The sequence below is a fragment of the Oribacterium sp. NK2B42 genome (assembly GCF_000424445.1).
Taxonomy (GTDB): domain Bacteria; phylum Bacillota; class Clostridia; order Lachnospirales; family Lachnospiraceae; genus Oribacterium.
In genome coordinates this window covers 1-18,987 of the sequence record NZ_AUJX01000016.1, presented here as the reverse complement: position 1 = coordinate 18,987, position 18,987 = coordinate 1, and the positions used below count along the sequence as shown (strand labels likewise).

The window sequence follows — 18,987 nt, the reverse complement described above, 5'->3', positions numbered from 1 at the left end:
CTCTTGAGACCATAAGCACCATGAACTCCGTCCCTGAGTCTCAAATGAGCTTAAAATGGTTCTTTTTGCATTCTATGATTCCGTCATTTTTCATCCGTGTAAGTTCTCTCGACATATTTGTCCGTTCAAGATTCAGATAATCAGCAAGCTGTTGTCTGTCAAAAGGAATATCAAATTCTTTGGAATGTTTCTGAAGTGAAACCGTATTCAGATAGGCCAGTATCCTTCCGCGGCAGCTTTTTATGGAGGTATGGAAGCTTCTTCCGGACAATGCGAGGTTTTTGCCTGCAGATATCCGAAGGAGATTTTTCAGGAGCTTTTCTTTCCATGAACTGGGCGGAAGACTGTCCAGGACATGGGATGTATAAATAAAAAGTATTTCGCAGTCAGCATTGGCTTTTACATCCACAAGCATAACTTCATCCGGAAGCAACGCATAGGTTTCCGCAAAATACTGTCCGGATCCAACGTGACTCAAGATGGTGCAGTTTCCCCAAATGTCATTACTCTCGATGGTCACACTTCCGGAAAGAACCATTCCCATACGGTCGGTACGTTCTCCGGCCTGCATTATGATATTTCCTTTCTTATAGTTCTTCTCAGAGGCATTTAATGCTGACAGACATTTACCGATCTCACTTTCCGTCATCCCCTGAAACAGAACCTTGTTTTTTAGTTCGTTTATATCCATATAAACCTCACTGAATTTTGAAAAATGTTGCTGAAGCCACATACTCACAAGAGGAAGTATATTATATTGGTACTGTCAAAACAAGGGCACAATGTTTATGTAGCCATGTATCATACAATTTCAAGGTATATTACATCGGCACCGGGAAGAAATAACAGAAGGAGACGAAAGCATTATGATCAGAAAAATAATCCGAATAGATGAAGAAAAGTGTAATGGCTGCGGCCTGTGTGCAAATGCCTGCCATGAAGGAGCCATTGACATCATAGATGGTAAAGCAAAACTGGTAAGAGAGAATTTCTGTGATGGATTCGGAGACTGTCTGCCGGGATGTCCGACAGGAGCGATAACATTTGAGGAACGGGAAGCTCCGGCATATGATGAAGCTGCGGTAAAGAGTGCACAGGAAATGAAAATGAGAGAGGAAAATATGAAAGATCATGAGAAGGTAATGATGAAGGAAATGGCAGAACATGCTGCAGGACACGGATGCCCCGGTTCGAGATTTATGCAGCTTAAACAGGCAGAAGTCGACGAAACCCCGGATTCATCACCTGTATCGTATTCCAAACCTATATCCAGACTCGGACAGTGGCCATGTCAGATCAAGCTTCTCCCAACACAGGCAGAGTTTTATGACGGAGCAAAGCTTCTTATTGCTGCAGACTGCACTGCATATGCATACGCCAACATGCATGAAGACTTTATGAAAGGGAAGATCACTCTTATCGGGTGTCCGAAGCTTGATGACATAGATTATTCCGAAAAGCTGACAGAGATCATTTCAAACAATGACATCAAGAGTGTAACGATCGTCAGGATGGAGGTTCCCTGCTGCGGTGGTCTGCAAAGGGCAGCAGAGACAGCACTTCGAAACAGTGGCAAGTTTATTCCCTGGCAGGTTGTAACGATTTCAAGAGACGGAAAGATTCTTTAATGAATCTAAGACTAAGACCGAGTAACATCGGTCTTTTTTTATCTGGAAAAAATAATAGACCTAAATTCCAGCCCACTAAGGACCGTATGATCTGAAATTTTATTATCAGATTTGCGCAAAACTGATATATAATTAAAGTGTTCTAAAGTATAGTTTAGAAGGATATATTACATGATTGATATAAAGCTATTACGAAACCTCTTTACAGAGGATATAGTATTTGTAACTGAACATGCAGCAGAAAGATTTCGACAACGAGGCATACGAATAAAAGATATCCGGATGGCTGTTATAAGTGGAGAGATAATTGAAGATTATCCTGAGGATTACCCATTTCCAAGCTGTTTGATATGTGGAAAAGGAAGTGATGATAAGATCATACACATCTGTATGAGCGATGAAGGTGAATCAAGCAGGATTATCACTGCGTATTATCCCGATCCTACTAAATGGAGTAATGATCTTAAGACGAGAAAGGAGATATATTGATGAGGTGTTTAGTTTGCAAAGCTGATTCCATGATCGAGTCAAAATGTACATACTTTGCACAGTTGGATAATTGTTATGTGATTATAGAAAATGTTCCATGCTATAAATGCAATCAATGTGGCGAGGTGGTTTACACGGCTTCCGTAATTGAAAAAATTGAAGGAATTTTAGACAAAGCACAGAATATCGCGAGTAAAATTTTTATTATGGATTATACAAATGCTGCGTAAAAAGCAAGAGACGGTTCTTTTCGGAGAACCGTCTCTTGTACATGCAGAGGCGGTAATGTCTTCGCCAATACCATGTGCTAGAGTGGCTTATAGGAATCATGGTCAGCCATATGGAACTGAAATACAACCCAAAACATAGAACTAAAGAGCAGATCTTAAAGGGGGTAAAGGAAAATGATTAAGATCCGGCATTTAAGAAAAGAGTATCCCAACATGTTGAGACTTACAGTGAATCAAAGTAGCTGATACCAATAAATGAGAAACGGAAAAGAATATGATTTATACCAGGGATCGGGAAATAGAAGATTTAGTTGATAAATACCGGGCATTGGAACCGGTTATGGAGGAACGGCTTAATGATGCTTTAGGAGAGCTTGGCGGCTCTGTCATCTACGGCATCACCCATAGAATCAAGACAGTGAAATCCATAAAGGGAAAGCTGGACCGGAAACCTGACAGGTATCACAATGCTGATGAACTTCGTGATATCCTTGGTTTTCGTGTTATTTGCTATTTTGAAGAAGGGATAGATATGGTCGCCGGGAAAATTGCGGAAGTATTTCGCGTTGACATGACGAGATCAAAAGACAAAAGAAATCTCATAGACCCGACTTCCTTTGGATATCTTTCACTTCACTATATCATCGCACTTCCTGATAGTGACGAATATCCCGAAGAATTTCGGGATATGTGGGTTGAAGTACAGATCCGCACCTTACTTCAGCACGTTTGGGCAGAAATAGAACACGATATCGGATACAAATCGACCTTCACAACGCCACGTGATGTTAGAAGGAATTTTTCAAAAGCAGCAAGTCTCCTGGAAACAGCTGATGATCTTTTCTCAGGAATTCACAAAAGTCTGGTTCATTATAAACAGGAAGTTATCAGCAGTATAGAAAACGACTGTGCCGACAATCTGTATCTGGACGCTATAACCATCGCTGAGTTTACAAAAAGAAGCAGATCCTATCAGAAGCTTCTCAAGGAGATAGCAGCCATTACCGGAGCCACTGTAAACGAATCGAATCCCGAGTCACAGCTTATCCAGCTTGATTTCCTTGGAAAACGTACACTTGGGGACCTCGTTCAGATGATCGAAAGAGAGCATGATACCGCACTCCGCCTTGCTGAAGATAAGCTTGGCGGTACAGACCTTGAAGAGCTTTCCTCCACCGTCGCCTATTACTATCTTTACAGGGCAGAACTTGTAAACAGTGACTGCAGTCCCGAACGGATCAGGGAGTTTCTGTCACTTACCTCAAAGGATCCAAAATATATTGACAGGAATGTGCAGTGGATACTGAAACAGAGGAAGAATCATAGTTAAAGCATGGATAAATATGTATTGTTGTCGACATAATAAAGGGAACTGTACATTTTTGGGATGATCATGGAGGTGTAAGCTTGAAAAAATCGAAGATCATTGCTATCAACCTTTTGATCATTGCACTGATACTCTTCTTCATAATTCAATATGCCAATACAAAGATGAACGAGAGCAACAGGAATGCTGTTGAAGCTTTCGAGAAAATGACGATTTCCGCAGAGCAGATCGTCACGAACTACCTTTTGGACGAGCAGCATCTTTGTGATATCTGGGCCAATTTTATCAATCGTTCCGCAGATGCCGGAACACCCATGACTGCAGAAGAAGCTATATCTTATATCAGAAAAGCTAAGATATCACCAAGTATTTACGGTCATCTGATATTTCCGGAGGATCCAAATAAAAACGGCATATCGACCAACCCTTCATTGACAGATCAGGATGATTATTCGGTATCATACAGTAAGATCAATCTCTTTGGTGATCCTGATAACATAAGTAAAGAAGACGGAGTATTAAACCTTACAAGAGCATATACAAACCCCCAGAACGGGGTACAGTCTATTGCCTTTATGAATTACGTTAAGGTTCTGGATGAAACAACGGGAGAACTTAAAGAGGCCATCCTGATGCGAGTCGAGGCTGTAAGTACTCTTGAGGATAAACTTGTATTTTTTAACGGTGAGTACGACAGAGTAGAGATTTCTCTCATAAACAAGGACGGAGATTATCTGGTTCATGGCAAGTCACTGAAGAATTCCAATTTCTTCGAATATTACAAGTCTTATAACCGGGCAGACAGCACCGGGTACAATAACATGACAAAGGAAATCACCTCTGAGCTTGGCACCATGAAGATGCTGAATTCAAAAGGAGAGGAATGTATCATTTCTCATATTCCTTTGAAATCCCTTAAAACATGGTATCTCCTGGCATATATACCGGCCCGGGAGCTTAGCACCAACACAGTGGTTGACTGGCTGTTGCTTGGGATGGTGACCCTTGGCTTGCTCGGACTACTTGTTTTTAATTACATCATACTCATGGCCTACAACATTAAACTCTCGGAAGCTGCGGAGGCGGCCAATCAGGCCAATGAAGCAAAATCCCACTTCCTCTCCACCATGTCCCATGACATCCGCACACCTATGAATGCGATACTGGGACTTAATGAAATGGTGCTGAGAGACAGTCACGAAGAGGAAATCGTTGCATATTCCGAAAGCATCAGGACAGCCGGTAAAACACTGTTGGGAATTATTAATGACATACTTGATTTTTCAAAGATAGAGGCAGGAAAGATGGATATACACAATGCAGATTATAACTTTGTTTTAATGCTTAATGACCTGGTAAATATGGTTTAGACCAAGGCAGAGGAAAAGGGACTTTTACTTGAACTTGATGTGGACAGGGATATCCCGATGGTGATGTACGGAGACGAAATACGTATCAAACAGGTTATCACCAATATTCTTTCAAATGCGGTAAAATATACAAAGGAAGGATCCATCACCTTTAAAGCAGGATTTAAAGAAGAAGGTCCTGATTCCGTAAGACTTCTGATAAGTGTAAAGGATACGGGCATAGGCATTAAGCCTGAAGATATGAAACGCCTGTTTATGGCTTTTGAACGTATAGAAGAGGGCAAGAACAGAAATATCGAAGGTACAGGCCTTGGCATGAGCATTGCTCAAAGCTTTCTCAACATGATGGGCAGTCATATAGAGGTGGAAAGTGAATATGGGAAGGGATCTTCCTTCTCCTTCGAGCTTGTTCAGGCTGTAAAGGACCGGACACCTATAGGTGATTATGTGGAAACCTTCAAAAATACCGTTGCCAAAAGAAAAAAATACAAAGAATCCTTTACTGCACCGGAGGCACGACTTCTGGTGGTGGACGATAACGAGGTCAACCTTTCTGTTATCGAAAACCTGCTTAAACGGACTAAAGTGCAGATAGATACTGCCATCAGCGGAGATGAGGGAATAGTACTTTATGAGCAGAGAAAATACGATATCATATTCCTGGATCATATGATGCCTGATAAGGACGGTGTAGAAACGCTGATAGAAATGAGGGAAATTCCGGGTGCACCCAATGCTCATACACCTGTAATATGTTTTACGGCTAATGCTCTTTCAGGTATGCGGAATATCTACATTAGCTCAGGCTTTGATGATTATATAACGAAACCTGTAGACCCTGACCGGCTTGAGAAGCTGCTTCTTAAGTATCTTCCGAAGGAGAAGATTGCTCCCGCAGCTGATGAGAATGATGAAAAGAGTCAGCTTATACCTGAATTTATCTATGATATAGAAGAACTGGATGTTGCTTCAGGCCTTAAATTTTGCGGAAGCGATAAAATCTATATAAATACTGTGGAGAAGTATATTGAATCCGCTGAGAAGAACAGAGAAGATATAGAAAGATACCGGGCAGCCGGAGATCTCAAGAACCTGACAGTCAAAATACATGCTTTGAAAAGTTCTTCCCGTCTGATAGGGGCATCGAAGCTTGGAGATTTTGCGGCACGGCTTGAAAAAGCAGGAGAAGACGGTGATGAAGATACTCTGAAAAGAGATTTGGGAGAACTTCTTGACCGGTATGGAAAGCTTGTCAGGGAACTTGAGCCTCTTAATTTCTATAAAAAAGCATCGGAAGCCGGATCGGATGCTGAAGATGACAGACCTGTTATATCCCCGGAGGATCTTAAAAAGGCATACTCTGATATCAGGGAGAGCTGTAAATCCTTTGATTTTGATAAAGTGAGTGATATTGTGGAATCACTTGAAAATCACAGATTACCTGAGAATGAAAACGAAAGGTTTGAAGCACTCAGAAAGGCTTTGGACGATTTTGATTATGATAAGATACCTGAAATCTTAGCAGGTGGAGAAGATTCATAGAGTATATGGCCCTGGAAAATGACTAAGGGCTTGATTTATATGAGGGAGGCAGCATAATGATCAAAAATACGGGGTTTAAACTGAGGGTATTGATTCCGGCGGCAGCCGCTTTAATGTTGTTTACTTCCTGCGCACAAAAACCGGATAACAGTGGGGATTTCAAGCCCGGATTGCCGACCGATACGGCATGCTCCATCAAGGTGGCGGGAAACTACTCGAATTTTGAGTCCCTTGAAAGTGAATTTGAGAGGTTTTATGAATACTATCCGAACGTAAGCCTTAACTATGTTTATCTGGATGATTATAGAAATACCATAACCAGTGCTCTCATGAGTGATGAAGCTCCGGATATTTATGTTACCACAACATGGATGCTTGAGGATGACAGTATGAGTTCTGTTTTTGAAAATGCAGAGATCCTTTCCGATCCGTCCCTTAAGATAGATCTGGATTGTGTCCGTAAAGGAGCCATGCTGACTTTGGAAAACGGAGATGTGAACATGCTTCCCATATTCACAAGATCCTACGGAATGCTTGTGAATATGGATATCTTTGAGAAAAACGGACTGAAGGTCCCGAACAATTACAGTGAGCTTATGGAGGTTTGTGATAAGCTTAAGGCAGCCGGATACGAAACACCCATCATGGGTGCCAATGGAACAACAGTGGCAAGCATGTACTATGCTTTTGACTTTCCTCTTTTCTGTTACGACGTCATAAAAAATCCGGGATCGGCAAAATCTCTTGAAGCCATGGATAAGTCCGCAGGAGAAATGATGCGCCCCGCTTTGGAAAAGCTTAAGGTCTTTGTTGACAGGGGATTCCTTAATCCCGGACGATGCACGGAGGAGATAGAGGATGATTATAATGCTGTCATAATGCGCTTTTTCGAAGGGGATGTTCCCATGATGCTGGGAAGCGGAGACATGGTTTCCGGAACATTGAAGCGGGAGAGTAAATCCGAAAAGTTCCAATCAGCTCCCTTTAAGTATAAATTCTATGTGGTACCCATTGGGGATGATGGCGGATATTTTCTGGATTCGGTCAATATTTTCTTCAGTGTGAATAAAAACAGCAGTAACCTTAATATGACCAATGAATTCATCAAGTTCATCATGAGAGAAAAAGAACTTGGAAATATGGCTCAGATAAAGAGACTTATAACTCCGACAAATAATTTTTCTCTGGATGAGGTTTACTCGTCTCTTGAAGGTTTTCCTGAAGATAAGTCATTCAGCTATCAGGAAACCGGTCTTAATGATGCCGTAGACAAGGAGTTTCGCGCAGCAGCCTACAAGGTTGCAAACGGTACTATGACTGTAGATGAGGCAATAGCTGCATACGGTAGCTTGTGGGAGGACTGATCCTCCGAAAGAAAGTAAGTTTATGGGAGGACTGATCCTCCGTAGAAAGTAGGTTTGTGGGAGGACTGATCCTCTAAAGAAAGGGAAATAAATGGAAGAACGGGTAGTGATTGTTGATGATGACGCCATCATATTGAAAAGTGCAAAAACTGTTCTTTCGGAAGCCGGGTTTAAGGTAACCTGCCTTAAAAGCGGACGGCTTTTGCTGGAATATGTCGTGAAGAATTCCATCGATCTCCTGCTTCTGGATATAAAGATGCCAGACCTCGACGGTTTTGAGACCATGAAGCTGCTAAGGCAGTGGGAGAAAGAAAATCAAAAGGAAGAGATACCGGTTATTTTCTTTACTGCTAATGATGACTGCCGGGCTGAGACTACCGGTCTTTCCATGGGTGCCATGGATTTTATCAGAAAACCCTTTATGGCAGAGGTTCTGACACTGCGTGTGAGACATCTTCTGGAGCTCATCAGGCTTCAGCGGAATCTGCATGCCGAAGTAGTAAAGAAAACTAAAGAGATAGAAGCATTATCCGTACATATAGTACAGACCATTGCAGAAGCCATCGATGCCAAGGATACCTATACAAAGGGACATTCCAGCAGGGTTGCCGAGTATTCAAGGGAAATAGCCAAAAGAGCCGGTTATACCTTCGAAAAGCAGGAAGAGATATACATGATAGGACTTCTACACGATGTAGGGAAGATAGGAGTGCCTGATGCCGTTATCAATAAACCCGGTAAACTTACTGATGAAGAATACAACACCATAAAAACACATCCGGGAAGAGGTTATAAAATACTTCAGAACATTGTGGAAATGCCCAAGCTTTCCATCGGAGCTCGCTATCATCATGAGCGTTACGACGGAAGAGGATATCCTGACAGATTAGCGGGAGATGCTATCCCCGAAGAAGCAAGGATCATTGCAGTTGCCGATGCTTACGATGCCATGACCAGCAACAGAAGCTACAGAGGCATCATCCCCCAGGATGTGGTCATGAGTGAGCTTGAAAAAGGCTCCGGAACCCAGTTTGATCCGAAGTTCGCAGCAATTATGCTTGAGATAATAAAGGAAGATACTGAATTCAAACTGCATGAATAATAAATAGGTGTATAATGAATCAGGGGGGACGGAGTTACCGGTCCATGGACCGGTAACTCCGTCCCCCTGATTCACATCATAAGTTCAGGAGAAGTACTATGAATTGTCAAAAATGCGGCTCGCCGCTTAAAGAGGGAGATAAATTCTGCTCTAACTGCGGAACCCCTGCCATAGTTCAAAAACAGAACTCTGTTGCAAGAGAGTCTGAAACAGTTGAGACACCTAACCCCGGAACTACCTACAGTGATCAAAGGCAGACCTTTTCAACGGGAAACTCGAATACCGATGATATATCTAAGCCCAGAGCTACCTACAGTGATCAAAGGCAGGCATATCCCACGAGAAACTCGAATACATATGAGACACCCGGAATCCAAACCTCCGGCATGGTGCAGCAGCCGCCATTTGTGGTCAGGCGACTACCCATCTTTGTCATCATTGTACTAACCATGGGTTTTCTCATCAGCTCATTTATATTTGAAGATGGTGATGCCGACCTCGCGATGATTTTATCCTGCCTGCCAGGTATAGTACTGATATTTCTGATTTACAAGATGGACCGCATAGAGCCAGAGCCGGTTGGTTTAATGCTTAAGCTTTTTTTTGCAGGTGCATGTATCGCAACTCTGGTGTCGGGACTGATTGAATCCTTCATTGGCATGATCATAGATTTCCTGTTCTTCTGGGATCCTGTTGTTTACTGCTTTATGGAGGCATTTATTCTGGCTGCAGCCACAGAGGAACTGGTCAAATATTTCCTTCTGAAAAAATACACCTGGAAGCATCCTGCATTTAACTACCGCTTTGACGGCGTGGTTTACAGCACCATGCTTGCACTTGGCTTCGAGATAGCCGAGAACCTTATGTATATTGCAGACAGCACCCTGAGTACTGCTTTCATGAGAGCGGCATTTCCTGGACACTGCGTCTTCGGCATTTACATGGGTTACTACTACGGCATAGCAAAGTCTCATGAGCTTCACGGGGATCTGGAAGGCTCAAAGAAGCTTCGAAAAAAAGGCCTGATCATAACTATCCTGATTCATGGCGGCTACGACTTCCTTTGCATGCTCGGAAGCAGCAGCGAAAACGAGATCATTCAGATCCTCACAGGACTGCTTCTTCTGATTTCTATGGTGGTGCTCAATGTCACTGCGTACAAAAATATTAAAAAATATGCATACTACGATTCTCCGGTATGAGATGGTAAAATAAACTTATCCACCGGGGACGGTTCTCTCCGGCGAGAACCGTCCCCGGTGGTTTTTTAAAACAGAAAACATAGGGGAGTAGAAGGGGAGTATGAATGAGAGCAGATCTCCACTTAGGATCTATTGCAAAAACTGCGGGGCACCGGCAAATTTCGACATCGTTAATCAGACCTACAGATGTCCGAACTGCGGTATGTCAACAGGCATAGAGGAAGCATACGATTCGGTTTATAAGTGGAAAGAACTAAACAAAAACAGTATAAAGATCCGGGCTGCAGGTGACAAAATGGAAGAGTGTTCCTGCTCAGCCTGCGGAGCCATAGTTATATTTGGTGAAGGGGAAGCTTCAGAGAAATGCATTTTCTGCGGCAGTAAGCTTGTGAGATCGGAACTCACGGACTCATCGCAGATGCCGGACCTGATCATTCCATTTACCATAACGCCTGAGGAAGCAAAAAAGAGAATGCTGGACTGGGGGCATAAACATTCGAACACCCCTGAAGGAAAGGCTGTGGTTTCATCCATGGGTCAGTTCCACGGCTCATATCTGCCCTACAGGGTGGCAAAGGGACCTGTTTATGCGGAAGTTCTGAGGGACGGAAATGACAGAAGATATCAGTGCGGCGGATACCTGGACGGAACAGCAGTCAATACTTCGAAGCAGTTTGACAATCTGGTGATGAACGAGATGGAGCCCTTTGACTGGTCAGCAGCCAGACCCTTCGAATTCGGCCTCATCGCAGGCATGCCCGTCAAGCTCAATGACTCTCCCGACAAGGTGATAAACCAGCGAATCGAGGAAGAGGTCACAGAAGACTTCCGACCTAAGGTTGAGTCGGTAATGCAGACCTCCGGAGTACAGATCAGCACTCACACGGAAAAGATTAATGTCCTCTCCGCCATACTTCCGGTCTATTTCATTAAAAACGGACCCCTGACCGCAGTTATGAACGGTCAGACCGGGCGAATCGCAGTTTCTAAAAACAGGAACACAAAATCCTACCCATGGATGATCGAACCCACGATTTATACGGTGATTCTTACCCTGATCATGGGATACTTCTATGGCTGGGCTGCGGAGCCGATGTTCTACGGCGCCATGGTTTTCGGCTGCATCATATTCGCGGTAATGTGCGACGGCAGAACCTCTCTGATCCGAAGGGTAACACTCAAAAGTGAAGCTTCAAAAGCATACCGTGAAGACGGCGAGCTTGTCATCAATGAAGGAAAGGGCATTTTGAAGAACCCTTACAGTAACATTCCGGTGTTTTATGAGGCTAATGCAAAGGGCGAGAGAGTTCCCGTGAGATTAAAGTTCTACACCTTCGGAAGATGGGTGGGAATAATCATTAACGCACTTGTTACTATTTTCCTTCCGCTTATCCCGGCGACGTTGTTAAGACTTGCGGATATGAAAGAGGGTGAAGGATTTTTCGATCACTTTTATCCTATGAACGGTGCCGCGTGGTATGTTCTGGCTGCAATGATTGTTCTTGTTTATTTTGTGAAGGGCGTGAGGAAGGATGTCTACGATCATCCATACATTTATGAGCTCAGGCCCGACGGCAGACAAAAGCTTATCGGCAAACGCATCGACCGAAAGCTCAGCATCCTGTCAATGCTTGGCATAGGAAGAATGGATCGAAACGGGAAGCGTATAACTCTTCTCGGTACCATGAAACTGATGGGATGCTCAGGTTTCGGACTGATGATCGGTCTGTTCTTCATTTTGCTGGGAAGCACATGTGCGATAGTGTTCTAAGATTTGTCGGGTTATTACACGCAAAAGAACAGAAACAAGTAATTTACGTGTCTAAATAAGAATGTCCCGGTGGGAAATGACACGCAAAAGAGCAGAAACAAGATATCTGCGTGTTTAAACAAGCCTGTTTTGAAGTGATAAGACACGCAAAAGAACAGAAACGAGATATCTGCGTGCCTAAACAAGCCTGTTATGGAAGAATATGACACGTATAATAGCAGACAAAAGTAATCTGCGTGTCTAAATCAGAAACAGTAGTAAAACCAATGGGGTGTAGCTGTCGAATGGCAGTGAAGTGATTATGGGGGAATTGTAAATGAAAAAGAAAAATCTAAATGTGTTGGTTTCTGTTGGTGTTTCGGCAGCTGTACTGATGTCACTTGCGTCCTGCGGCGGTTCAAATTTACCTGCCGCAAATTCCGATAAACCTCAGGAGACAACTGCAGCGGTTCAGCAGGAGAGTGAAGCTGAGAAAAACGATGCAGGGAAAACTGACGAAGCAAAAAACGAAGCAGGGAAAGCCGACGGAGCAAAAACCGATGTAGAAAAAAATGACGGAGCAAAAACAGATGCAACGAAAACCGTCGGAGCAAAAACCGACACAGAGAAAACCGATGCGTCTGAAGCAGCCGATGAGGTTGTGACTGACAAAGGTTCGGATACCTCGGAAACAGAGTCTGCCAAAGCTGAGATGACAGATTTCTTCATTTCCAAAGTCGCAAAGGATGCCGGTGCAAATACTAAAGATGTAAGATTCCATCTTGTTGATGATATCAACTTTGACGGAAAATACGAAGGCTTCATGTTCATCGGATCAGAAGCCAACAAGGAAGACAACTCCTGTGAAGGCGAGATATGGTTTGTTAATGAAGATGGCTCAAAGAAGCTGCATGACAAGTTTGAATACCTTTTAAACAAGGATGGTAATGTTTTCGGCATCGTTGAAGGACATGACAAAAACTTTGTTGAGTTTAATGACCTGTATGTAACTTCAGCAGTCACCAACCTTTACTACATGGATGACGATACCTGCAAAGAGTCTGTTGTTTCCAGGATCGGCGATGCATATGTGGATCAGGAAACTGGGGACCTTGTTATCAAATTAAGCGTTTATGACGGCACCTGTATTTACGAAAAAGTTTCCAACGAGCCTATGTGGGCAGGACACAGCTGGAAACCATACTACTTCTATTACAGCAGGAACACCGGGGATTTCATGGAGTACGGGGCAAAGGAGATTAATGCTTCCGACCTTAAAGATATCGTTGGAACCGATGTTGTAAAAGAGCTGGAGGGTGATGGATATACCGTCGATAACATTATCCAAAGGGACAATGGAATCATCAATGTAAACTACCATAAAGAAACAAAAAACAGCGATGGTTCAAGATCCATAAACTATATGAACGCGACCTATGATATCCGCATCAGTGACTACATTAAAGCCTGGGACGATGATGAAGCAGGCCTCCACGGTTCTGACTTCGGCGGAATTTATGAAGTTCAGCTTTCAGGTTCCGGTCACGAAAGCTCAGTGCTTCCAGAAAGTCCTGAGGAAGTCTACGGTGTATTTATAATGGCTTCAAAGAATTCAGACGATTGCCTGGATACAGAGTCAGCCTTAATGGATGCTGAATTTTACGATGAGTTAACGGTATATACCCCTGATTTTTCAGGCCTCAATAAAGAACCCTACTATGCTGTAGCAGCAGGACTTTTCATCACAGAGGAAGAAGCAGAGAAGTGCCTTAAAGAAGTTAAGGCCGCAGGCTTCAAGGATGCCTACGTGAAGAATGCCGGAAAATACATCGGAGGAGAGTACCTCTATACCATGACAAGTACAGAAGGAATCTCAGTTGAGGATGATTATATCCTTTTGAAGGATGTCCCTGTAGCTCTTCCTTATCCTTTAGAGTGCGAGAACTCAACAATGAATCTCTACGTTGATAAAGACACGGAGTTCGCAAAGGACGGAGACCTCGGCACCTTCACAAACTATAAAAAAGGTGAAACTCCTTATGAGTGGATCAAAAAGAATCTTGAGCTCGACAAAATCGATCCTGAAGCTTACTCTGAAGGCGTTCCCCTTCACGGAGTCTTCAAGGTTGGCATAAATGGTGACAGGATCACAACATACTACGGAAGTTATTGGTGGGATTAATCATGCAGGAATTGTTATTGCATCGCATATACAAACATTTCAAGGGTAACTACTATCTGGTTGAAGATATCGCTCTTGATTCAGAAACTCAGCAGGAAATTGTTATATACCGGAAACTCTACGGTGACGGCTCCCTCTGGGTGCGACCAAAGGACATGTTCCTTTCCGAAGTGGACCACGAGAAGTATCCGGATGTGAAACAGAAATACAGGTTTGAACTTCAGGATGAATTTATCGGACAGTAACTCATTGAACAGTCTTTCTATATCCTCAGTGTTTAAATCTATTTTTTACATGATGGATAAACTGCATCAAAAAGAACTGAACTCTTTTTCTATAGGACTTATTAGACTTCCAAAATGGTCGATAAAATTATATATGGGTTAAATAATCGTAATTTTTAATGTTTACATGTATGAAAATTATCTGTAGAAAAGCCATGAAAGGAGTCTGAAATGAAGAGAGTATTAGCTTTTATACTTGCTTTATGTCTGCTGCAATGTAATGTGATTTCGTTTGCCGAAGAGCTTGTAGAGCTTAACTGGGATGATGTTCTTCAGATTGAAAAGTTATATAAAAAAGACATGGTTTCTCAAGGCAGATTCGTCACCTTCGATGAAGTAAATTACAAAATGTGGATTCCAAATGTAATGAAGGATACCAAATCGACATATGATGATGAGGATGGCACACTTATAGGTTACTATGAAACAAAGGATCAAAAACTAGTTACATCAATAACCTATGTTGAAGTAGGAGTGAATCTTGCGGGTTATAAAAAAGAAGTTGAAAAATTAGACGAAGCTGAGAATGTAAATTATATTTTAGTTAATGGAACCAAAGCTATTTCTTATGACCTGCCGGAATCTGATTGTGCCTGTCTTGCATTTGAAGTGGAAGACGGTATGATTCTGGAGTTTGTATTCTACCCTGCATCCGACGATGATCACATTGATGATTTCGCATATATGGGCGCCTCCATCATGCCGATAGAAAATAACATTGAAAAAAGCAGTAAAACAAAAAGCAATTCAAAAGCCGACTTGAAATCCCGTTTAGCGAACGAAAAGAATTCCGGTAAAAAGACCACGAGTAAGTCTTCCGGTAAAAAAGCAAGTTAAACACTTTCAGAGACAACTATAAATCCAAATAATTCTAATCAATTCCAACGCCGGGAGGGTGATGGTTCTCTTAATGAGATCCATCACCCTCTTGGTGTTTTCAAACCTTTCTTTATAGTATAATTGAAGTCATAGATATATCCAACGAACAATGACTCACTTTGAAATATCATTTCGGAGAGTCTAAAGGAGAATGTTATGCGAATATGGGCACACAGAGGCTGCAGTCTGAGATTTCCTGAGAATACACTTACAGCTTTCAGAAAAGCAATGGAACTAAAAGATCTCACAGGTATCGAGACAGATATCCAGTTGTCAAAAGACGGTCACATGATGATCATGCATGATGAGACCCTGGACCGGACAACAGACGGAAAAGGCGAGCTCAGAAACTACACACTTGAAGAATTGAAAAACATGAAAATAGATGCAGGAGAAGGCAGAGTCGAAAGAATACCCACCGTGGAAGAACTCCTGGACCTTCTTGAGCCTCGTCTTAATGCAGGAACATTGAAACTGAACCTGGAACTCAAAAACAGCAATATCCGTTACGAGGGCATGGAGCAGAAGATAGTGGAGCTTGTTCACAAAAGAGGTCTGGAGAATGCCATCGTTTACTCATCCTTCTACGGAAAATCCCTGAACCTCATTCGTGAACTTGATTATGAGGCTGAGATCGGCATCCTTGACCGCTACACCTCTGACTGCCTGTTCAAAATCCGAGGCGGTGTTAATGCTGACGCCATTCACCCGGAATTCAGATCCATCGACAGCACCCTGGATGAATTACAGGGCTACACCGTCAGAGCCTGGGGCAGCGGCCGTTTGTTCCCTGAAGAGCCTAGCGGACACAGGCTGAATCTCACAGCCATGGAAGTCAAAGGCATTACCGACATAATCCTGAACGAGCCGGAGGCATATGTTTCCTGAATAAATTAATGATTCCAGATTATAAGTTTACATAAAAGCACGATACTTTCCGACTTCGGGATGCTTTGTCTATATTGTGTTGTATGATTAATAAGTCTTCTTAGCTGTGGACTTAAATCTTTTCAAAGCGTATAGTATATGCATCTCAAAGTACCATCAGGGACGGTTCTCGCCGGCGAGAACCGTCCCCGGTGGATAACCTTACGGCATAGACATTATAATCAAGACATCAATGGGAGAGACATATGAAAAATGACTTCAAAATTAAGAATTCTGTAAGGGGGTCTGACCCCATTACAAAATCCTTTCAAATCAGAAAAGCTTCCGAAACAGATGCCGAAGCTTTAGTTTCGATATACGCGCCATACGTTCTGGGAACTGCCATAACCTACGAGGTTGAGGTTCCAACTGTAGGGGAATTCAAACAGAGAATAAATCACGTTCTCGAGAAATTACCCTACCTCGTTGCTGAGCAGGATGGAAAGATAGTGGGCTATGCCTACGCCGCACCATTTCACGTCCGTGTGGCTGCCAGATTCAATATTGAGGCCTCCATTTATATCGATAAAGATTTCCAGCACAGCGGCCTCGGTAAAAGGCTATATATCGCACTTGAAGATATATTGAAAAAGCAGGGCTATCTAAACATTAACGTCAGCATCGCTTACCCGGATAATGAAGATGAACATCTCACCAAAAACAGCGCAGAATTCCATGAACACCTTGGATACCGCATGGTGGGAGAATTCCATAAGTGCGGCTATAAGTTCAATCGCTGGTACAACTTGATCTGGATGGAAAAGTTCATCGGCGAGCACGTTGAAAACCAGCCTGAGGTTAAACGATTTGATGAAATTGAATCGGAGATAGACTTCAATGAATATTAATAACAACAATCTATACAAGAGGTAAAAATGTATGTCCAAAAACGGAATAGTAGTTATCGGTGCCACATTTGTTGACATCAAAGGATATCCAACGGAGACATTTCTCCAAAACGGAAGAAATGCAGGTTCGGTAATGCAGGTGCACGGAGGCGTTTGCCGAAATGTAGCTGAGGATATAGCCAATGTTGAGCTTAAGCCAACCTTCGTCAGTCTGGTGGATGATACAGGAACCGGTGTAGATGTAATCAATAAACTGAACCGCCACAAGATCAACACGAAATATATCCGAAAGGTAGAGGACGGTCTCGGCATGTGGCTTGCTATTTTCAACAATGATGGCGATGTCATAGCTTCAATTTCCAAAAGACCTGACCTTGGCGAAATCGAGGATATCCTTAAGGAGCAGGGAGACGAGATTATTTCCGAAGCAGACAGCGTGGTTGTAGAGATCGACATGGATTCTTCTATATTGAAGCTTGTATTTGATCTTGCAGAAAAATACGGGAAAGAAGTTTATGCGGTAGTTTCCAATATGTCTATCGCAATGCAGAGAAGAGACCTGATCAAACGCACCGGGGTTCTGGTCTGCAACGAGCAGGAAGCGGGAATGCTTTTCTCCGATGATTATTGCAATAAAACTCCTGAAGAAATGATGCAGATACTTGATAAGCAGATCAAGCTTGCTAATTATCCTCGTATGGTAGTGACCATGGGATCAAAGGGTGCAGTTTACGCATCAATGAATGATGAGGCCGGCTTCAGCCCGACCATATCAGTAGAAGTTATAGATACAACCGGAGCTGGAGATGCATTCTTCTCTGGCGTTGCCATCGGACTCACCTACGGCAAATCACTTAACGAAGCCTGTCAGATCGGATCAAGACTCGCAAACTCGGTAATCCTAACAACAGACAACGTCTGCCCGAGATTCCTTCCGGGAGAATTCGGAATAGAAGCAGAGCGCTAATGTTTCAGACCTGAATATTCACGTTATCCCCGTGGTTACCGATTTTTGCAGTACACAGCAGTACTTAGACTATATGAAGCACTTATGTGCCAATGTGTATGATGGACCTGGGGGACGGGGTTAGTGGTTCATTCTTCCAAAAAATGAACCACTAACCCCGTCCCCCTGGTTCGAATCTCCTATACATCCGCTATGAATTGGTTAGTCTCAACTAAATATATTATCCAAAAAAATACAAAAAAAGAAAATTATTTTGTTGTGCTTTTATAGAAACTATATTAAGATACAATACAGATGAGATTGAACACTTCATCGAACACTAAGTTTTGATTTATATTATTTCAAGGAGGAACCTAATATGTCACATTTTATCAATGATGAGTGCGTAAGCTGCGGATCATGTGCATCTGTATGTCCAGTAGAGGCTATTTCAGCTGGCGATTCAAAGTATGTTGTAGATGAGGGCACTTGCATCGATTGTGGAGCATGTGAGGAAGCTTGTCCTACAGGCGCTATCGCTGCTAAGTAATTTCATATATAATGAGATTTAAACTGTCGGTATCGAAAGGTACCGGCAGTTTTTTTATTGTAGGTCGAGACCACGTGCCGCGCGCTGCTTCAAGTTTTGCCGGCAGCAAAACGATCAAGCGCGTGGCACACAAAACCACCCGCTATGCGGGTGGGTGTTCAAGTTATACAAAATCACCGTATCCTCACTATAATAGTAGTGCTCAAGCCACTATACAGAAAGGATACGGTGATATAAATGGCGAATAAAGAATACTCGCTCGCCCATACGAAATGGATGTGTAAATATCATATCGTATTTACACCAAAGTATAGACGAAAAATAATTTACAATCAATATAAGGAAGATTTGCGCGATATAATAAAGC

At 42.7% G+C, this 18,987-nt stretch carries 19 protein-coding genes; 18 read left to right on the top strand and 1 reads right to left on the bottom strand.

Annotation, left to right across the window (positions count from 1 at the left end):
* Positions 1-40: 40 nt before the first annotated feature.
* Positions 41-691 carry a Crp/Fnr family transcriptional regulator gene (locus G625_RS0106970; protein ID WP_029200551.1) on the bottom strand — a complete coding sequence of 217 codons (651 nt, stop codon included), beginning with the start codon at positions 689-691 and terminating at the stop codon, positions 41-43.
* A 175-nt stretch (positions 692-866) separates the two neighbouring features.
* Between G625_RS0106970 and G625_RS0106965 the strand changes: the two genes are divergently transcribed.
* The 18 genes from G625_RS0106965 to G625_RS18755 all read left to right on the top strand — a co-directional run.
* A complete protein-coding gene (locus G625_RS0106965; RefSeq protein ID WP_029200550.1) occupies positions 867-1,628 on the top strand; it encodes an ATP-binding protein in 762 nt (253 codons plus the stop codon).
* Positions 1,629-1,799: 171 nt separating this feature from the next.
* Positions 1,800-2,117, top strand: a complete 318-nt coding sequence (locus G625_RS0106960) for a DUF4258 domain-containing protein (protein WP_044931932.1) — start codon at positions 1,800-1,802, stop codon at positions 2,115-2,117.
* Positions 2,117-2,347, top strand: a complete 231-nt coding sequence (locus G625_RS23480; protein WP_029200548.1) for a type II toxin-antitoxin system MqsA family antitoxin — start codon at positions 2,117-2,119, stop codon at positions 2,345-2,347. The genes G625_RS0106960 and G625_RS23480 overlap by 1 nt, the downstream gene beginning before the upstream one ends.
* Positions 2,348-2,621: 274 nt before the next feature.
* Positions 2,622-3,677 (top strand): GTP pyrophosphokinase, encoded by a 1,056-nt coding sequence (locus G625_RS18765; protein ID WP_049895778.1) that lies wholly within the window; start codon positions 2,622-2,624, stop codon positions 3,675-3,677.
* Positions 3,678-3,754: 77 nt separating this feature from the next.
* A complete protein-coding gene (locus G625_RS21120; protein WP_049895777.1) occupies positions 3,755-5,044 on the top strand; it encodes a sensor histidine kinase in 1,290 nt (429 codons plus the stop codon).
* A 57-nt stretch (positions 5,045-5,101) separates the two neighbouring features.
* Complete coding sequence (locus G625_RS18760; protein ID WP_198014874.1) at positions 5,102-6,586, top strand: hybrid sensor histidine kinase/response regulator; 1,485 nt, start codon at positions 5,102-5,104, stop codon at positions 6,584-6,586.
* A gap of 56 nt (positions 6,587-6,642) precedes the next feature.
* Positions 6,643-7,950: an ABC transporter substrate-binding protein gene (locus G625_RS0106940; RefSeq protein WP_029200547.1), complete on the top strand. Its 1,308-nt coding sequence runs from the start codon at positions 6,643-6,645 to the stop codon at positions 7,948-7,950.
* A gap of 91 nt (positions 7,951-8,041) precedes the next feature.
* Positions 8,042-9,052: an HD domain-containing phosphohydrolase gene (locus G625_RS0106935; protein ID WP_029200546.1), complete on the top strand. Its 1,011-nt coding sequence runs from the start codon at positions 8,042-8,044 to the stop codon at positions 9,050-9,052.
* 98 nt (positions 9,053-9,150) lie between these two features.
* On the top strand, positions 9,151-10,254 hold the full coding sequence (locus G625_RS0106930) for a PrsW family glutamic-type intramembrane protease (protein WP_029200545.1): 1,104 nt from the start codon (positions 9,151-9,153) through the stop codon (positions 10,252-10,254).
* A gap of 100 nt (positions 10,255-10,354) precedes the next feature.
* The gene (locus G625_RS0106925) at positions 10,355-12,025 is read left to right on the top strand and encodes a hypothetical protein (RefSeq protein WP_029200544.1); all 1,671 of its coding nucleotides are present in this window, start codon (positions 10,355-10,357) and stop codon (positions 12,023-12,025) included.
* A 316-nt stretch (positions 12,026-12,341) separates the two neighbouring features.
* Positions 12,342-14,186 (top strand): hypothetical protein, encoded by a 1,845-nt coding sequence (locus tag G625_RS0106920; protein WP_029200543.1) that lies wholly within the window; start codon positions 12,342-12,344, stop codon positions 14,184-14,186.
* Positions 14,187-14,188: 2 nt separating this feature from the next.
* Complete coding sequence (locus G625_RS0106915) at positions 14,189-14,431, top strand: DUF1653 domain-containing protein (protein ID WP_029200542.1); 243 nt, start codon at positions 14,189-14,191, stop codon at positions 14,429-14,431.
* A 210-nt stretch (positions 14,432-14,641) separates the two neighbouring features.
* Positions 14,642-15,307, top strand: a complete 666-nt coding sequence (locus tag G625_RS0106910) for a hypothetical protein (RefSeq protein WP_029200541.1) — start codon at positions 14,642-14,644, stop codon at positions 15,305-15,307.
* A 198-nt stretch (positions 15,308-15,505) separates the two neighbouring features.
* Complete coding sequence (locus G625_RS0106905) at positions 15,506-16,237, top strand: glycerophosphodiester phosphodiesterase family protein (protein WP_029200540.1); 732 nt, start codon at positions 15,506-15,508, stop codon at positions 16,235-16,237.
* A 245-nt stretch (positions 16,238-16,482) separates the two neighbouring features.
* Complete coding sequence (locus tag G625_RS0106900; protein ID WP_084152798.1) at positions 16,483-17,124, top strand: GNAT family N-acetyltransferase; 642 nt, start codon at positions 16,483-16,485, stop codon at positions 17,122-17,124.
* Between the two features lie 31 nt (positions 17,125-17,155).
* Positions 17,156-18,091 carry a PfkB family carbohydrate kinase gene (locus G625_RS0106895; RefSeq protein ID WP_029200538.1) on the top strand — a complete coding sequence of 312 codons (936 nt, stop codon included), beginning with the start codon at positions 17,156-17,158 and terminating at the stop codon, positions 18,089-18,091.
* A 358-nt stretch (positions 18,092-18,449) separates the two neighbouring features.
* Positions 18,450-18,620 (top strand): DUF362 domain-containing protein, encoded by a 171-nt coding sequence (locus G625_RS0106890; RefSeq protein WP_029200537.1) that lies wholly within the window; start codon positions 18,450-18,452, stop codon positions 18,618-18,620.
* Between the two features lie 237 nt (positions 18,621-18,857).
* Positions 18,858-18,987 (top strand): transposase (locus G625_RS18755; protein ID WP_044931929.1); only part of this gene is annotated, 130 nt, incomplete at its 3' end.

What these genes read in the sequence shown, in the direction of transcription:
- G625_RS0106970 (WP_029200551.1), bottom strand. Translation starts at nt 691, where the DNA reads ATGGATATAAACGAACTAAAAAACAAGGTTCTGTTTCAGGGGATGACG.
- G625_RS0106965 (WP_029200550.1), top strand. Translation starts at nt 867, where the DNA reads ATGATCAGAAAAATAATCCGAATAGATGAAGAAAAGTGTAATGGCTGC.
- G625_RS0106960 (WP_044931932.1), top strand. Translation starts at nt 1,800, where the DNA reads ATGATTGATATAAAGCTATTACGAAACCTCTTTACAGAGGATATAGTA.
- G625_RS23480 (WP_029200548.1), top strand. Translation starts at nt 2,117, where the DNA reads ATGAGGTGTTTAGTTTGCAAAGCTGATTCCATGATCGAGTCAAAATGT.
- G625_RS18765 (WP_049895778.1), top strand. Translation starts at nt 2,622, where the DNA reads ATGATTTATACCAGGGATCGGGAAATAGAAGATTTAGTTGATAAATAC.
- G625_RS18760 (WP_198014874.1), top strand. Translation starts at nt 5,102, where the DNA reads ATGGTGATGTACGGAGACGAAATACGTATCAAACAGGTTATCACCAAT.
- G625_RS0106940 (WP_029200547.1), top strand. Translation starts at nt 6,643, where the DNA reads ATGATCAAAAATACGGGGTTTAAACTGAGGGTATTGATTCCGGCGGCA.
- G625_RS0106935 (WP_029200546.1), top strand. Translation starts at nt 8,042, where the DNA reads ATGGAAGAACGGGTAGTGATTGTTGATGATGACGCCATCATATTGAAA.
- G625_RS0106930 (WP_029200545.1), top strand. Translation starts at nt 9,151, where the DNA reads ATGAATTGTCAAAAATGCGGCTCGCCGCTTAAAGAGGGAGATAAATTC.
- G625_RS0106925 (WP_029200544.1), top strand. Translation starts at nt 10,355, where the DNA reads ATGAATGAGAGCAGATCTCCACTTAGGATCTATTGCAAAAACTGCGGG.
- G625_RS0106920 (WP_029200543.1), top strand. Translation starts at nt 12,342, where the DNA reads ATGAAAAAGAAAAATCTAAATGTGTTGGTTTCTGTTGGTGTTTCGGCA.
- G625_RS0106915 (WP_029200542.1), top strand. Translation starts at nt 14,189, where the DNA reads ATGCAGGAATTGTTATTGCATCGCATATACAAACATTTCAAGGGTAAC.
- G625_RS0106910 (WP_029200541.1), top strand. Translation starts at nt 14,642, where the DNA reads ATGAAGAGAGTATTAGCTTTTATACTTGCTTTATGTCTGCTGCAATGT.
- G625_RS0106905 (WP_029200540.1), top strand. Translation starts at nt 15,506, where the DNA reads ATGCGAATATGGGCACACAGAGGCTGCAGTCTGAGATTTCCTGAGAAT.
- G625_RS0106900 (WP_084152798.1), top strand. Translation starts at nt 16,483, where the DNA reads ATGAAAAATGACTTCAAAATTAAGAATTCTGTAAGGGGGTCTGACCCC.
- G625_RS0106895 (WP_029200538.1), top strand. Translation starts at nt 17,156, where the DNA reads ATGTCCAAAAACGGAATAGTAGTTATCGGTGCCACATTTGTTGACATC.
- G625_RS0106890 (WP_029200537.1), top strand. Translation starts at nt 18,450, where the DNA reads ATGTCACATTTTATCAATGATGAGTGCGTAAGCTGCGGATCATGTGCA.